We start from the raw sequence: 15,142 nt of genomic DNA on the forward strand, positions 1-15,142 counted from the left end.
GGTCAGCCGCAGCATCCGCCGCCGCAGCATCCGCCGCCGCCTCCGCCGCCCGCCTTGGGCGCGGGGGCGGACTTCGTGCCGCCCACGGCCACCGTGGAGAGCAGTTTGACGGTGTCGTCGTGGCCCGCGGGGCAGTCGGCGGGGTCGGCGGACCGGGCCATCGGGCGGCTCAGTTCGAAGGTGTCGCCGCAGGTCCGGCAGCGGTACTCGTAGCGAGGCATGGCGTCAGACTAAGCCCCTATGCTCGGACGTGGTGTCAGCAGTTTCTGCTCTGTTCACTTCTGTCGATTTCTTCTGTGGAGAATTTGCGAAGAGCGCTGGTAATTTGAGAGCGCCGCGTTGAACTCCAAGGTCGGGAGGGTTCAAGGTTTGCGGCCGCGTCAACGGCAACCATGTCAGGCCCTCGTAAGTCTGTACGTCTGCCTGCGAGCAATACGGAGTGCGGAGGGAGACGCGTCGTGAGCGAGGCGGGGCAGGGGGACAAGCCCCAACAGCCTGACGAAACCATGCAGTTGAAGGTTCCACCGTCCTTCCGGGCGGACGAGACCATGCAGCTGCGGGTGTCGGACATACCGGCGATGCCGGAAATGTCCGAGGGTGGCGACGAAGAAAAGCCGCGTTCGTCGAAAAACCGGAGAAAAGCTCCACGACCTTCCCTCTTTGTGCGAATTTCTTCGCTTCTGGGTCCCCGGCTCGCCCCGCTCCTCGCCGTACTGGCCCCGTATGTGGCTCGTGTCACGCCCTACGCCCGCAAGCTCCGCCCGCAGTACCCGCGCCCGGGCCGTACCGACTGGCGGCGCTGGATACCCTCCTGGCGGCAGTGCCTCGGCGGCGTCCTCACGTCCATAGGGCTGAGCGGCATGTTCCTGGTCGTCGCCTACGCGGCCACCGACATCCCGGACAACATCAACTCGTACGCCACCCAGCAGGACAACGTGTACTTCTGGGCCGACGGGACGCCGATGGCCCGCACCGGCTGGGTGCAGCGGCAGGCGATGCCGCTGAAGGACATCCCCGAGGACGTCCGCTGGGCGGTGCTGGCCGCCGAGAACGCCAGCTTCTACAGCGACCCCGGCATCTCCTTCAAGGGCATCAGCCGCGCCCTGTTCCGGACCATCGGCCAGGGCGACACCCAGGGTGGCTCCACGATCACCCAGCAGTACGTCAAGAACGTCTACCTGAACCAGAACCAGACGGTGAGCCGTAAGTTCACCGAGGCCATGATCTCCCTCAAGCTCGACAACCAGATGAGCAAGGACGACATCCTCGAGGGCTACCTCAACACCAGCTGGTTCGGCCGCGGCACCTACGGCATCCAGCGCGCCGCCCAGGCCTACTACGGCAAGGACGTCGGCGAACTCAACGCCAGCGAGGCCGCGTTCCTCGCCTCCCTGCTCAAGGGCGCAGGCCTGTACGACCCGACCCTGAACCCCGCCAACCGCGCCCGGGCCGTGGAGCGCTGGTCGTGGACCCTGGACCGGATGGTCGACATCGGCAAACTGTCGAAGGCCGAGCGCGCCAAGTACACGAAGTTCCCCGAGCCGCTCAAGTCCAACCCGCTGTACGACACCGGTGAGCAGACCGACTACCTGGTGGAACTCGCCTCCCAGTACGCCAAGAAGGCCGGGAAGATCTCCGACAAGGACTTCGACCTGGGCGGATACCAGATCTACACGACCTTCGACAAGAAGCGCGAGACCCAGCTCACCGACGCCGTCACCAAGGCCCGCAAGGACGCCCTGAAGGACGACCCCAAGAACGCGAAGACCGCCCACTACGGCGCCTCCTCGGTGGCCTCCGACGGGCGGATCCTCGCCGTCTACGGCGGCCCGGACCACCGTACGCAGGGCTACAACGAGTCCAACGCCACCACCGTCTCGGCCGGCAGCGCGTTCCTGCCGTTCGTGTACGCCGCGGGCCTGGAGAACGGGATCCACAAGACCCGCGACGGGGACACCACACCGGTCACCGGGGAGACGCTGTACGACGGCGACGACAAGGTGCCGGTGAAGACGCCCGAGGGGCCCTACTGGGACCGCAGCGGCAAGGTGGTGGCCGCCAAGAACGACGACGGCGAATCGTACGGGCAGATCTCCCTGCACCGGGCGATGGAGCTGTCGGTGAACACGCCGTTCATGCAGCTCGGTATGGACGCCGGCCTCGACGTGGTGCGCGCCACCGCCGAGAAGTCCGGGCTGCTCTCCTCCAGCATCGGGGCACAGGTGCCCGCACTGTCCATGGGCAGCTCCACACCCAGCGCGATCCGCATGGCGAGCGGCTACTCCACCTTCGCCGCCGGCGGCAAGCACACCGAGCCGTACTCGGTGCGCCTGATCACCAAGAACGGCACCAAGCTCGTCCTGGACACCCCGGCCGTCGACCGCGCCTTCGGCGCCGACGTGGCCGAGGAGGTCAACTCCGCGCTCGCGGACTCCTTCAGCACCGCCCACCCGGACGACGTGCCCGCCTCGCAGGGGAACGCCGCCCGGTCCGGCTCGCTCGGCCAGGTGGCGGGGAAGGCCGGCACGACCCAGGACGACACCGCGGCCTGGTACGTCGGCACGGCCAAGGCCGTGTCCACGGCGGTCGTCGTCTACCGCATCGACCTGAGCAAGAGCCTCCAACCGCTTCCACTGAAGGGCATCGCCGGCACGACCGACGACAGCGTTCCCTACGGCATCTGGTCAGGTGCCATGAGCCCGCTCGGCTGACCACCGAGACGAGCACCCGCGTCCCCGAAATCCGGAGAATGATCCGCACATGAAGTCACCGTCGGGCCGCCGCCGCAAGGCTCCGGCAACGCGCCACCCCGCCACCACGCATCCGGGGTTCCTGACGCTGGCGGCGCTTCTCGTCGTCGCGTCCCTGGTGGCCGGCTACCTGGTGCTCAACCGCACGACGAACACCGCGCCGACCGCTTCCTCGGGGGAGAACAAGAAGGCGTCGGCGGAGGCCACCAAGGAACCGGAGTGGGACGGCAAGACGAAGGTCCTGGGGGACGGCTCCACCTCGTACACCGGGCCGCAGACCGGGCAGCTGAAAGCGGTTCCGCTCAAGCCGGGGGAGAAGCCGCCCCAGTTCGTGGTCTTCTCCTGGGACGGCGCGCTCATGGGCGACGACGGCCTCTTCGAGCACTACCGGAAGATGGCCGAGGAGTACAACGCCCACATGACCTTCTTCCTCACCGGCATCTACCTGCTGCCGAAGAGCAAGAAGGACCTGTACTCCCCGCCCCAGCACCCCAAGGGCACGTCGGCCATCAGCTTCCCCACCGACGAGCACATCCGCACCACCCTGGAGCAGCTCGGCGAGGCGTGGAAGGAGGGGAACGAGATCGGCACCCACTTCAACGGCCACTTCTGCGGCGCCAAGGGCGGCGGCGACTGGAGCGTCGAGGAGTGGAAGAGCGAGATCGACCAGTTCTACTCCTTCGTGGAGAACTGGAAGACCAACACCGGCTACACGGACATCGACCCGCTGCCCTTCGATTTCAAGAAGGCGGTCGTCGGCGGCCGCGCGCCCTGTCTGGAGGGCCAGGCGAACCTGCTGAAGGCCGCCAAGAGCTACGGCTGGCGCTACGACGCCAGCTCCACCGGTGACTTCCAGATCTGGCCGACGAAGAAGAACGGCATCTGGGACTTCCCGCTCCAGCTGCTCCCCTACGACGGCGGCAAGTACCAGGGCCTGTCCATGGACTTCAACTTCCTCTACAACCAGTCCGACGGCGAGGTCGACGGCGACGCGGCCCAGTACCCGACCTGGGAGCAGGAGACCGTCGACGCCTACATGGCCGGCTTCAACCGCGTGTACTACGGCAGCCGTGCCCCCCTGTTCATCGGCAACCACTTCGAGGAGTGGAACGGCGGCATCTACATGAAGTCCGTCGACCAGGTCATCGAGAACGTGTGCACCAAGAAGGACGTCAAGTGCGTGTCCTTCCAGGAGTTGGCCGACTGGATGGACGTGCAGACGCCGGCGACGCTCGAGCGGCTGCGCACCCTGGATCCGGCGCAGAACCCGGACTGGTCGACCGTCGTGAAGTAACCAAACCTCAACCCGGTCCCCTCTTCACAACAGCCACACACGCCATGCAAAGATGCCCTTCCCGGCATCCCTCCGCCGGGGCAAGAGGGGAAACATCAGTGAAGTCAAGGAAATTGAGGGCGACCCGCCGCCGCGTCGCGATACTCGGGGCAGCCGCCACCTCGGTCGTCGCCGGAGTGGCTCTGCTGCCCAACTGGTCCGCCGGTGCCGCCGTCGTCGACGACCCCAAGGTCGACGCCCGGACGAAGGCCACCTTCCAGCGGCTGGCGGACGCGGTCTTCACCGACCGTACCGACGCCCTGGTCGCCGGCAAGCAGGGCGACCGGGCGAAGCCGCTGACCGACGGCTTCTCCGGTGACGTCAAGCTGTCGTCCGGCACGGCCCGCACCGAGGACGCCGCCCTGTCCACGCTGGGCGACCGCAAGGACAAGCTGGCGAAGGCCGGTGAGAAGTACAGCAAGGCCAGCACCACCGTCACGCTGAACGCCACGCGCGTGACCGGCCGTACCGCCAAGGCCGCGGTCACCGAGAGCACGACGCTGACCTACGAGCAGGTCCGCGGCAACGAGCCGAAGAGCACCGGCTTCGAGGCCCACCACGAGCTGACGTTCAAGGCCGACCGGCAGGGCAACTGGCAGCTGACGAACATCCGCGACACCGACCAGGGTGGTCTCGCGGTGAACGCGCTCACCAAGCCGGTGTCCGTCAAGACGGCCACGACGGCCGACGACACCATGCCGAACGCCGCGCGCGCCGCCACCACCCGCAACCCGGCCGCCGTCCCGAAGACCGGCACCGCCTATGACTACAAGGCGATGGCGACCTACGCCGAGAAGTACTGGAACGTCTACAACAAGGACTATCCGGACTACAACGGCCACGGCGCCGGCGGCGACTGCACCAACTTCGTCAGCCAGTCCCTGAAGGCGGGCGGCTGGAAGCACGTCCCCGGCTACGTGTACGACTACACCAGGTGGTTCGGCAACGCCGACATCCAGTCGGACTCGTTCGTCGGCGTCAACGAGTGGTCCTGGTTCGCCCAGAACTCCAAGCGCACCACCGCGCTCGCCAACGTCTACCAGCTCGAGGTCGGCGACGTCCTCCAGATGGACTTCGACCGCGACGGGTCCAAGGACCACACGATGATCGTCACCGCCAAGAGCGGCGGCGTGCCGTACGTGACCTACCACTCGAACAACACCCTGCGCCGGTCGGTGGCGAGCCTCGTCTCGTCGTACCCGACCGCGTACTTCTACGCCTACCGCACCTGATCCGGCCGGCCCGTCACCCCTCGGGGTGGCGGGCCCGCCAGTACGGGTTGTCGTGCGGCAGGGCGGACCCCACCCTGCCGTACATCCCGAAGACGAGCAGCAGGATCCCGATCACGAAGCTGAGCATGCAGTTCTGGATCTCGAAGGCCAGGAAGTTGTAGTCCGTCTCCAGCAGGGCCATGTTCAGGAAGCCGCTCACGACGAACAGGCCACCGAGGGTCATGTTCAGTGTGGACGCGAAGTTCCCGCCGATCACCATGCCCACGAGCAGCAGCAGCCCGACGCCGACGGACAGCCAGCTGAGCGCCCCGTTGGTGTTGAGGCTCCACACCTCGTCCCCGCCGGTGTCGAAGAAGCCGATGTTGTGGACGATGCCGAAGATCCCGAAGGCGATCAGACCCAGGCCCATCAGCCCGGCGCCGATCCGGTAGACCAGGTTCAGACGGTGGTCGACGGGCAGGTGCTCGTCGAACCTGATGCGCCGCCTGGACCGGCCGTGCACTGCGTGTGTGGCCATCTCCGCCTCCCTGAGGGTGGATGCGCCGATGGAGGCCGTACGTACCTTCAATATCCGCCCGCCGGGCGCCCGCGGCAATGTCAGTGCCCCGTGCCGCGCTCCTCACGGATCCCGGACACCACATCCGCCACCGCCCGACGGACGGCCTCCGTCTCGGTCAGGAAGTGCCAGTAGTCGGGGTGCCGGCCCTCCAGCGTGCCGATCGCCCGCTCCAACCGGGCCACCGAGTCGTCCAGGGGGCGCGCGTGCCGGGGATCGGGCGTGTTGCGCCCCGCCATCGCCAGCCGCTGGGCGTCCCGGATCGCGAACCGGGTCCGGTCGATCTCCGCCTGCGGATCCTTCTGCACGGCGTTCAGCCTGGTCAGCCGGTCACCGGCGGCCGAGACCGCCTCGTCGGTACTGTTCAGCAGGGCGCGCACCGTCGACAGCAGCGCGGTGGCGTCCGGCCAGCGCTGCGCGTCCCGCGCGACGCGCGCCTCCGCGAGCTTCGCCTCGGCCTGCCGGACGTGCTCCCCGGCCTGGTCGGGGACGTGCTGGAGGTCCTGCCAGCAGGCGGCCGAGAACCGCCGCCGCAGCTCGCTCAGGATCGGCTCCACCTGCCCCGAGCGGGTCGTCAGCGCCTGGGCGCGGGTCCGCAGCGACACGAGCCGGTGGTCGATCTCGGCGGCCCGCTCCGGCAGCCGCTCCGCCTCCACCCGGACCGCTTCGGCCTCCCGCGCCACCCGCTCCGCCCGCTCCAGCGTCTGCGGCACGCCGTGCTGCCCAGCGCCCTGGTTCAGCTTCGTCAGCTCGGGCGCCAGCGCCGCCAGCCGCGCCGCGAGCCCGTCCGCCCGCAGCCCGCTCTCCCGTACGGCGTCCAGCGCGTTCGAGGCGGCCAGCAGGGCCTGCCGGGCCCGCTCCACAGCGGGCGCGAGGCGGGCCAGCTGGGTCTCGGCCTTGCCGAGCAGCGGGCCCAGCCCGTCGGCGAACCGGTCCAGCTCCTGCTTGACGCGGCCCAGCTCGTCCTTCGCGCGCGTCAGCTCGGTGCGCGCCTGGGCGGCCGCCGAGGCCTCCAGGTCGTCCCGGTCGAGGTCATGGGCGTCGACGGCGTCGATGTACTGGTGGCTGGCCTCGTCGATCCGCCGGCCGACGGCCTCGAAGTCGGAGACGGCGCGCCGGGCGGCCGGCGAGTCGTCCACGGCCCTGATCGTCTCGATCGAGATCCGCAGGTCGCGCTGGGCGGTGTCCAGCTCGTAGAAGGCGGCCGCCGCCGCGTCCTTGGCGGCCTGGGCCTCGGCCCGCTGTCCCTCCGCCCGCCCGCCGAACCAGCGCCGGGTGCCGCCGCCGGCGAACGCGGCGGGCAGCGCGAGGGCGGCCACGAGGGGGAGGGCGACGAGGGCGAGGGTGTCCCGGAGGGCATGCGGCCCCCGGCGCGCACGACGGCGCTGTGCGCGCGGCACCAACGGCGAATACGGCTGCGCTGGTGTCGCCGTCACATCCCTCTCCCGTGCTGTGATCCGCCCTGCCCGGTGTCATTCTCCCACCGGTTAAGGACGAACACACGGGTCGGTTAGTTCGCGTTCCGGACAGTGACTTTGCCGTCGGCGGTACGGGCGCTCACGACGTGCGTGCTGGACGCGTCGCGCGGTACGGACACGTCCACCCCGCCGTCGTCGGACTTCGCGGTCACCCGGTAGGTCGCCTCGGGCAGCGAGATCGTCACCGAACCGTCGTCGCTCACGGAGTCCACCCGGTCCGGTACGGCGGACAGCGTCAGGCGGACCGAGCCGTCCGCGGTGCGCGCGTCCACCGTGCGCGAGGCGACCTCGGCGCGTACGGAGCCGTCGTCACTGCGCAGCTCCAGTGCCCCGCTCGAGTCGGTGACGTGCACGGAGCCGTCCTCGGTGCGCACGCTCAGCGCGTCCCGGAAACCCCGTGCCCGGACGCTGCCGTCGTCGCTCGCGACCTTCACGGCGACGCCCCGGGGCACCTCGACACGGTGCTTGGCGGAGCAGTCGGCCACCACGCCGGAGCAGTGCATCCGCAGCGTCAGCCGGTCGTCCTTCATCGACCAGGTCACCTTCGGCTCCTTGCCGATGGTGACCGACCCCTGGAACCAACGGGTGACGTCGACCTTGCCCGCCTCGGCCGCGTCCGACGCGACGATCTCGAGCGCCGAGTCGTCGGAGTCGATGGTGAGCGTGCGGCCCTGCAGGGCGAAGGCCCGGTGATCGGGATGCTCGTCGTCGTCGGCGGCGGCGCAGGCGGTCGTGCCGACGGCCAGGGCCACGACGGCCCCGGTGACGAGGAACGCGCGGGCCGAACGTGACGTACGTGCCATGGTGATCTCCCCCTGGGCTGCCTGTCGTTGCCCTGACGACACTAGGGAGCCGCCGCCCGCGGGGGGATCCGGCACGCTCCCGGATCCGGGGTGGGGCTAACCCCCGGATACGGGTTTGCGGGGCACGGCCCCGGGCAATGTAGGCTGTCGACTCGTCCCGGGTGCGTAGCTCAGGGGTAGAGCGCCTGCCTTACAAGCAGGATGTCGGCGGTTCGAAACCGTCCGCGCCCACCAGGTGAGCGAAAGGGCCTCCGGAGAGATCCGGGGGCCCTTTCGCATGCCCTGGGCGCGGGTGCCGCGGAGGGTGCCGGCGATCCGGGTCCGGGTCGTCCCGGGCGGGGTCTAGGCCTCGTCCCCCGGCGGGATCTCCCGGGTGTGCTTGAGGTGCATGCGGGCCGCCACCCGGTCCGGGGTCGCGACCTCCGCCCAGAAGCGGTGGCAGGTCACGAACACCGCGAGTTCGTGTTCCCGCTGCCGGAGCTTCTCCACCTCGGCCTGCTCGTCGGCCGTCCAGCCGGGGGAGGCGGGGCGCTCGGTCTTGCGCCAGCCCGCGTCGTCGCTGAAGCCCTCCAGGGGCTCGACCGACCAGGGAAGTCGCTTCAGCAGGGCCGACAACTCGGCCCTGACCTGATGCAGCTCCTCCTGACCGGCGCGCAGGTCGCTGGGAAAGTCATAGGTCGTAGCCACGCGGCAATGGTACGCCTGTTCGAATTTGGGTGGCGAGCTCCTTGGGGGTGTTCGTGTGAACGTATGTTCGATTGTGTCTCAGGTGTCCCGGGTGGCCGTCCGGCTCCGTTCGAGGACGGTGAGGCCCATCCGGTCCGTCCCGTCCGGGTCGGCGTCGAGACGGTGGACGACCTTGGTGAGCGAGCCGATCTCGACGTAACGGTCGACGGCGTGACCGTCGGCGAGGGCGGGCGGTCCCCCATGGGTGAGGACGCAGGTCGGGACGCGACGACGAACGAGGGGCCTCACTCGCCGCGCGGCGGGACCGCGCACGCCGGGGTGGCGCCGGGCAGGCGGTGACGGTTGCGCGACACCCAGCGGTAGACCACGCGGGCGCAGCCCCGCACGCCGGGCAGTCGGAGGACGGCGGAGAGCGTGCGGTACGCGGCGGACGGCGAGGTGCCGAGCCAGCGGGCCAGCGCGTCGGCCCCGCCCGCGAGAACCGTGCCGCCGCGCAGCAACAGCACCTCCCGGTCCAGCCGTTCGAGATGCGGCGCGGTCGACTCCGCGGGCAGGAACTGCCACGGAACCGCTTGCAGCGCCGGAGCGGCGAGGTCGCGGATACGGTCGACGGACGCCTGGCAGAAGCCGCAGTCCCCGTCGTAGGCGAGTACGGGGGGCACGGATCGCGGGCCGTGCGGAGCGGGGTCGATCACTGGTTTCCCTCCACCGTTCCTAGGGACTGAGCGGGAGTGAGTCCTGTTTCCAGGATTCATGCTCGGCTGAACGCCCCGGACGGTGTTGGGCGTTCTGGTTGCCCGCGTTCGTTCCGCGTTCGTTCCGCGTCCGGTGCCGACGGATCGTGTCCGTGGTCCGGGGATGCGGGGGCGGGTTCCCTCACGCCCAAGGAATCCTGGTCCGGCCTGGACGGTCCGATGCCCCACCGCATCACTCCGGTGCTGTGGGGGCGGTGTCGTCCGTCGCCGGGCGCCTTCTTCGTCCCCTTCTGTCCGACCGGCAGCGCCAGCCGGTCCTCGATGGTACGGACACCGGTTTCCAGGTTCTGGATGTGCGCAAGCTGGCAGCGGCGGGCCAGCGCCCACTGGTCATGCGACGACTTGGTGATGCTGCCCGCCCACCGCGACGACGACAGCGGCGTCAGCTCCCGCTCACGCACCGCCCATCCCTCACCGGAATGCGACAGACCGTCCCGGCAGCGCGCCTTCAGATCCTTCGAGGCCAACGACCCGAGATGCCCGCCGACCAGACGCAGCACCTTCTCATCGTCCGGCGTCAGCTGCTTGAGGCGGGTCCGGACGGCCACGCCGGACGGCCCGGACGCGACGAACGGCGCCGCGACACTTCTCAGCCCACCCACCCTGTCACCCCCCATCCGAAGATCCCGTCGCCATGAGAAACGAGCACCATCCGCGAAGGTCACGCATTCGATGAGAGAACGTCAGTTCCCCACCGAAAACCGAGCCCACAGCCGAGACGCGCGACACGACACCGACCACCCACACTCACTCCCGCTCACCAGAACGCACTTGAACGCACGCCAGCGGCAACAGCTCCATACCCCCCACCCACGGTGGGGGCACTGACTGGTTCCTCCCCGCAGCCTCGCACGGCGGCGGGCGACCGCCGGTGTCGGACCCCGGCTCTAGGGTGACGCGCATGGACGAACGGGCCACGGGAGTGGAACAGGTGCGGTTGGTGCCCTGGGCGGAGGGCGACTTCTGGCTGCTCCGGCGGGCCAACAGCCCCGCGATGACGGAGCATCTGGGCGGGCCGGAGAGCGAGGAGAAACTCGCCGACCGGCATCGGCGCTACGTCGAGCCGTTCGCCGGGCGCATGTACCGGGTCACGCTCGCGGACACCGGGGAGACCGTCGGCTCGATCGGCTACTGGGAGCGCGAGTGGCGGGGCGAGACGGTGTGGGAGACGGGCTGGGGGATCCTGCCCGAGTTCCAGGGCAGAGGGCTCGCCGCGACAGCGGCCCGGGCGCTCGTCGACGTCGTACGGCAGCAGGCCGGACCCGGCGGCCACCCCACCCTGCACGCGTTCCCCAAGGTGGAGCACGCCGCGTCCAACGGGGTGTGCCGCAAGGCCGGGTTCACCCTGCTCGGGCAGGCCGACTTCGAGTACCCGAAGGGGAACCCGATCAGATCCAACGACTGGTACGTCGACCTGCGCCGGGGGTGAAGCGAATCTTGTGGTTGCGACGCGGAGCGTTGCGGTCTAGTTGCGGCGGAGCCGGACCCTGCTCGCGACGGTGACGGATCGTTCACACGTTCCCGGTGACGTCGCGGGTTCGACGTGCCTAGTGGGATCGTCATGCAGCTGCGGTACGCCTTCAGGTTGTACCCCGACGCCACTCAGCAGGCCGCGCTTGCCCGGGCGTTCGGGTGCGCCCGTGTTGTGTTCAACGACGCGGTGCGTGCCCGCGAGGACGCCCGTAAGGCCGGGCAGCCTTTCCCGACGGCCGGTCAGCTGTCAACGCGGCTGATCACGGAGGCGAAACGGACTGCCGAGCGGTGCTGGCTGGGTGAGGTCTCCGTGGTGGTGCTCCAGCAGTCCCTGCGGGACGCCGAGAGCGCCTACCGCAACTTCTTCGCCTCTCTCAAGGGCGCTCGGAAGGGGCCGAAAATAAGCCCGCCCCGTTCCAAGTCTCGCAAGGACGCCCGGCAGTCGGTCCGGTTCACCGCCAACGCCCGCTGGAGCGTCACCGGCAGTGGCCGTCTGAGCCTGCCGAAGATCGGCGCGGTGAAGGTGAAACGGTCCCGCACCCTGCCCGCCGTCCCCACCTCCGTCCCCACCTCCGTCATCGTCGTCAGGGACGCGGCCGGCAGGTATTTCGCCTCCTTCGTCATCGACACCGACCCGGATGCCGAGAAGGCTCGGATGCCGGAGACCGACCGCATCATCGGCATCGATCTCGGCCTCACCCACTTCGCGGTCCTCTCCGACGGCACGAAGATCGACTCCCCGCGCTTCCTGCGGCGCGCGGAGAAGAAGCTGAAGAAGACCCAGAAGGAGCTGTCCCGCAAGCAGAAGGGATCGAAGAACCGGGCCAAAGCCCGCCTGAAGGTCGCCCGCGCTCACGCCAAAGTTGCTGACACACGCCGTGAGTTCCACCACCAGCTCTCCACGAAGCTGATCTCCGAGAACCAAGGGATCGCCGTGGAGAACCTGTCGGTGGCGGGACTGGCCCGCACCAGACTGGCCAAGTCCGTGCACGACGCCGGATGGTCCTCGTTCATCAGCATGCTGGAATACAAAGCAGAACGGTACGGCCGCACCCTGGTCAAGATCGGCCGGTTCACACCGACCTCCCAGACCTGCCACGCCTGCGGTGCCGTGGACGGGCCCGAACCCCTCAACATCCGGGAATGGACCTGTGCCGCCTGCGGCACTGTCCACGACCGGGACATCAACGCCGCGATCAACGTGAAAACGGCCGCCGGACTGGCGGTATCGGCCTGCGGAGCGCCGGTAAGAGCAGGAGCAATCCCGGCACAGCGCGAAGAAGCAGGAAGCCACGGATTCCCAACCGGAAACCGTGCCGCGTAGCGGCACGGCAGCCAGTCAAGGAAGGCCAGAATCCTCGCCCTTCAGGGCGAGGAGCATGTCAACGGGTAGCGTCCGCCAACTCCCGTACCAGGCGCGTGGCCACCGGCACCGGAACCCCGTGCCGCTCGGCCGCGCGCAGCAACCCCCCGCCGATCGCGTCGAGTTCGAGGGGCCGCCCCGCCTCGGCGTCCCGCTGCATGGAGGACTTCGTGCCGGGGGCGAAGGAGTCGTAGCGGGCGAGTGCCTGGGCCGGGTCGGCGGGGGCGCCGCAGGCGCGGCTGACGGCCGCGGTCTCCTCGACCAGGGCGGTCAGTTCCTCGCGGTGCCTGGTGCGGACCTCGCCCAGCGGCAGACCGTACCGGGTGGTGAGCAGGGCGAACGGCGCGAGGAAGGCCATCTTCGCCCACAGGGCGGCCGTCTCGTCCGGCAGGACGCGGACGGCCGGGCCGGCGGCCTCCAGCGCCCGCGCGAGCGCGTCGAGGCGCGGGCGCGGCACGGCGTCGCCGGTCAGGTCGATCTCCGCGAAGCCGCTCCCGTGCTCGATCACGCCCGGCGCGACCCGGGTCGACTCGACCCGGACGACGGCCGGGGCGACCCGGTCCGGACGGTACAGGGCGCGCAGGACCGCCGGGTGCTCGACGCCGTTCAGGAACGGCACGAGGAGGGTGTCCTCGCCGACAGCCGAGGCGGGGACCCGGGCCAGGGCCGCGTCCAGGGCGGTGTGCTTGACGGTGATGAGCACCGCGTCGACAGGCGCTCGCAGCTCGGTGTCCGCCGCGACCCCGGCCGTGAAGTCGCCGAACGGGGTGCTGTGGACGCGGATGCCGTCGGCGCGCAGGGCCGCCGCCGTCTCCTCGCCGGCCAGGCAGGTCACCCGGTGGCCGGCGCGGGACAGCAGGGCCGCGAGCAGGCCGCCCACCCCGCCGGGGCCGAGAACGGCGACGCTGAGTATGTCCTTCGTCATGTGCTGTTGTCCCTCTCGTCGGTCGGCCCCGCGGGTGCGGTGGCCGCCTCGGAGCTGATCATGGCACGCGGGCGGGGTGCCGGGGGAGACTGGGAGACATGTGCCGGAGCATCAAGACGCTGCGTCCCCCCGTCCTGCCCGAGAAGGCGACGGAGGACGATGTGCGCGCCGCAGCCCTTCAGTACGTCCGTAAGGTGTCCGGCTTCCGGGCACCGGCCGAGCACAACCGGGAGGTGTTCGAGCGAGCGGTCGAGGTCATCGCCGCGGCCACGGCGGAGCTGCTGGACGGGCTGGAGGTGCGCGGAGCCGGCCGCGGCGCGGCAGCGCGCACCCAGGGCACGTAGGGCGCGTGGGGCACATAGCCACGTAGCCACGTAGGGCACGTAGGGCACGTGGGGCCCGGCCGGTGGCGCGCTACGCCGTCGGCTGCCGTCGCATGACGTACGCAGCACCGGCCCCCGCGCCGAACAGGGCGAGCACCGACACCCCCGTCGCCAGCCACGTCGTGCCCAGCCAGTGCGCGCCGAAGTAGCCCAGGGCGGCGCTGTAGCCCGCCCAGGAGAGGCCGGCCAGGGCGGACCAGGGGAGGAACTCGCGGGGACGGCGGTGCGCGGCGCCCGCGATGAGCGAGACGACGGAACGGCCGGCGGGGGCGAAACGGGCCAGCACGACCAGCGCGCCGCCGCCCCGGGCCAGCGCCTCGCCGAGACGTTCCTGCGCGGTGGTCAGTCGCCGGGAGCGGGAGATCGCCCGGTCCAGGCGCTCACCGCCGCGCCAGGCCAGCCGGTAGGCCACCAGGTCGCCCAGCACCGAGGCGGTCGTCGCGGAGAGGATGAGAACCATGATGTCCGGTACGTCGTGCGGTACCTGACCGGTCGCCGCACCCGAGCCCGCCGCCGCGGCGGTGGCCGCCGTGATGACGAGCACCCCGCTGGGCAGCACCGGCAGGAACACGTCGAGAAGGACCGACAGGCCCACCACCGCGTAGATCCATGGGCTGCCGAGCAAAGCCCCCACACTTTCGAACACCACTGACTCCCCGTGTCTCCCCCGTGACGGCCGACCGTGCCGCTGTGTCGCGGGGGAGCGGCAGGTGCGGCCAATGACAGCCATACAGCGTACGCCCGGAGTGTGACAGTAGATTCACGGGGGGCTCATGTGTTCGGTGCAGGACGTTCACCGAGAGCGTCCATCCCGTGCTGATCCGTGGTCAGACACGTGCTGATCCGCGGTCACCCGGGCGCCGTGAGGGCCCGGACGGCCGCGGATCACGGTGTCGTCGCAACCGGGTCAGGCGGAAACCGTGGCCTTGCGCGCCGCGGGCTCCCGCTCGGTGGCCGGGCGGCCGGCGAACAGGCGGTCGAGGCCGAGGGCGCCGGAGCCGGTGAACACCAGCAGCAGGAAGGCCCAGCAGAACATCGCGGAGGCCTCGCCGCCGTTCTGGATCGGCCACAGGGCGCTCGGCTGGTGCACGTCGAAGTAGGCGTACGCCATGGAGCCCGAGGCCAGGAGTGCGGCGGCGCGGGTGCCGAGGCCGAGCAGCACCAGGCTGCCGCAGACCAGCTGGATGACGGCCGCGTACCAGCCGGGCCAGGTGCCGGAGTCGAGCGTGCCGCCGTCGGTGCCCGCGGCGCCGCCGAGGACGCCGAAGAGCGAGGCCGCGCCGTGGCAGGCGAAGAGCAGGCCTACGACGATGCGGAAGAGGCCGACCGCGTAGGGCTGTGCGGTGTTGAGGCGAGCGGACATGGTGGGGGGTCTCCTTCGGTGTCGGTCGGACCGGTCCCGCA

The 15,142-nt window shown here is 70.1% G+C and carries 16 protein-coding genes, 1 tRNA gene and 1 pseudogene; 7 read left to right on the forward strand and 11 right to left on the reverse strand.

Annotated features, from left to right (window positions below; genetic code table 11):
- Positions 1-2: 2 nt before the first annotated feature.
- A complete protein-coding gene (locus OHU34_RS29320) occupies positions 3-221 on the reverse strand; it encodes a zinc ribbon domain-containing protein (RefSeq protein WP_020126904.1) in 219 nt (72 codons plus the stop codon).
- A gap of 285 nt (positions 222-506) precedes the next feature.
- Between OHU34_RS29320 and OHU34_RS29325 the strand changes: the two genes are divergently transcribed.
- The 3 genes from OHU34_RS29325 (at position 507) to OHU34_RS29335 (ending at position 5,315) form a co-directional block, all read left to right on the forward strand.
- Entirely contained in the window at positions 507-2,711 is a 2,205-nt protein-coding gene (locus OHU34_RS29325) for a transglycosylase domain-containing protein (protein ID WP_200839908.1), read from the forward strand.
- Positions 2,712-2,760: 49 nt separating this feature from the next.
- Entirely contained in the window at positions 2,761-4,044 is a 1,284-nt protein-coding gene (locus OHU34_RS29330) for a hypothetical protein (protein ID WP_142264041.1), read from the forward strand.
- 98 nt (positions 4,045-4,142) lie between these two features.
- Positions 4,143-5,315 carry an amidase domain-containing protein gene (locus OHU34_RS29335; protein ID WP_028806344.1) on the forward strand — a complete coding sequence of 391 codons (1,173 nt, stop codon included), beginning with the start codon at positions 4,143-4,145 and terminating at the stop codon, positions 5,313-5,315.
- Positions 5,316-5,328: 13 nt separating this feature from the next.
- On the opposite strand, the gene OHU34_RS29340 is transcribed toward OHU34_RS29335, so the two are convergent.
- The 3 genes from OHU34_RS29340 to OHU34_RS29350 all read right to left on the reverse strand — a co-directional run bounded on the left by OHU34_RS29340 (position 5,329) and on the right by OHU34_RS29350 (position 8,152).
- On the reverse strand, positions 5,329-5,832 hold the full coding sequence (locus tag OHU34_RS29340) for a DUF4383 domain-containing protein (RefSeq protein ID WP_142264039.1): 504 nt from the start codon (positions 5,830-5,832) through the stop codon (positions 5,329-5,331).
- Between the two features lie 80 nt (positions 5,833-5,912).
- Entirely contained in the window at positions 5,913-7,307 is a 1,395-nt protein-coding gene (locus OHU34_RS29345) for a hypothetical protein (RefSeq protein ID WP_142264038.1), read from the reverse strand.
- Positions 7,308-7,381: 74 nt separating this feature from the next.
- Complete coding sequence (locus OHU34_RS29350) at positions 7,382-8,152, reverse strand: DUF4097 family beta strand repeat-containing protein (protein ID WP_142264037.1); 771 nt, start codon at positions 8,150-8,152, stop codon at positions 7,382-7,384.
- A gap of 159 nt (positions 8,153-8,311) precedes the next feature.
- Between OHU34_RS29350 and OHU34_RS29355 the strand changes: the two genes are divergently transcribed.
- Positions 8,312-8,386 (forward strand) — tRNA-Val (locus OHU34_RS29355).
- Between the two features lie 108 nt (positions 8,387-8,494).
- Here the strand turns inward: OHU34_RS29355 and OHU34_RS29360 are convergent.
- The 4 genes and pseudogenes from OHU34_RS29360 to OHU34_RS29375 all read right to left on the reverse strand — a co-directional run.
- Entirely contained in the window at positions 8,495-8,839 is a 345-nt protein-coding gene (locus tag OHU34_RS29360) for a hypothetical protein (protein WP_142264036.1), read from the reverse strand.
- A 78-nt stretch (positions 8,840-8,917) separates the two neighbouring features.
- Positions 8,918-9,127 carry a hypothetical protein gene (locus OHU34_RS29365; RefSeq protein ID WP_405769069.1) on the reverse strand — a complete coding sequence of 70 codons (210 nt, stop codon included), beginning with the start codon at positions 9,125-9,127 and terminating at the stop codon, positions 8,918-8,920.
- A complete protein-coding gene (locus OHU34_RS29370; protein WP_142264034.1) occupies positions 9,124-9,534 on the reverse strand; it encodes a thiol-disulfide oxidoreductase DCC family protein in 411 nt (136 codons plus the stop codon). The genes OHU34_RS29365 and OHU34_RS29370 overlap by 4 nt, the downstream gene beginning before the upstream one ends.
- Before the next feature lie 251 nt (positions 9,535-9,785).
- Positions 9,786-10,196 (reverse strand): annotated as a pseudogene (locus tag OHU34_RS29375) (IS200/IS605 family accessory protein TnpB-related protein); the annotation flags it as partial.
- A gap of 299 nt (positions 10,197-10,495) precedes the next feature.
- On the opposite strand from OHU34_RS29375, the gene OHU34_RS29380 reads away from it, so the two are divergent.
- Both OHU34_RS29380 and OHU34_RS29385 read left to right on the forward strand, forming a co-directional pair.
- Positions 10,496-11,023, forward strand: coding sequence for a GNAT family N-acetyltransferase (locus OHU34_RS29380; RefSeq protein ID WP_142264033.1), 528 nt, complete (start codon positions 10,496-10,498; stop codon positions 11,021-11,023).
- 132 nt (positions 11,024-11,155) lie between these two features.
- Positions 11,156-12,391, forward strand: coding sequence for an RNA-guided endonuclease TnpB family protein (locus tag OHU34_RS29385; protein WP_142264032.1), 1,236 nt, complete (start codon positions 11,156-11,158; stop codon positions 12,389-12,391).
- A gap of 58 nt (positions 12,392-12,449) precedes the next feature.
- Here the strand turns inward: OHU34_RS29385 and OHU34_RS29390 are convergent, their stop codons facing one another.
- Positions 12,450-13,355 (reverse strand): ketopantoate reductase family protein, encoded by a 906-nt coding sequence (locus tag OHU34_RS29390; RefSeq protein ID WP_142264031.1) that lies wholly within the window; start codon positions 13,353-13,355, stop codon positions 12,450-12,452.
- A gap of 98 nt (positions 13,356-13,453) precedes the next feature.
- Between OHU34_RS29390 and OHU34_RS29395 the strand changes: the two genes are divergently transcribed.
- Positions 13,454-13,699 (forward strand): DUF2277 domain-containing protein, encoded by a 246-nt coding sequence (locus OHU34_RS29395; RefSeq protein ID WP_142264030.1) that lies wholly within the window; start codon positions 13,454-13,456, stop codon positions 13,697-13,699.
- 70 nt (positions 13,700-13,769) lie between these two features.
- On the opposite strand, the gene OHU34_RS29400 is transcribed toward OHU34_RS29395, so the two are convergent.
- Positions 13,770-14,384 (reverse strand): DedA family protein, encoded by a 615-nt coding sequence (locus OHU34_RS29400; protein ID WP_028806341.1) that lies wholly within the window; start codon positions 14,382-14,384, stop codon positions 13,770-13,772.
- A gap of 261 nt (positions 14,385-14,645) precedes the next feature.
- Positions 14,646-15,101, reverse strand: a complete 456-nt coding sequence (locus OHU34_RS29405; protein ID WP_020126888.1) for a DoxX family protein — start codon at positions 15,099-15,101, stop codon at positions 14,646-14,648.
- Positions 15,102-15,142 lie beyond the last annotated feature (41 nt).

The organism is Streptomyces sp. NBC_00080, assembly GCF_045041255.1.
GTDB lineage: Bacteria > Actinomycetota > Actinomycetes > Streptomycetales > Streptomycetaceae > Streptomyces > Streptomyces coriariae.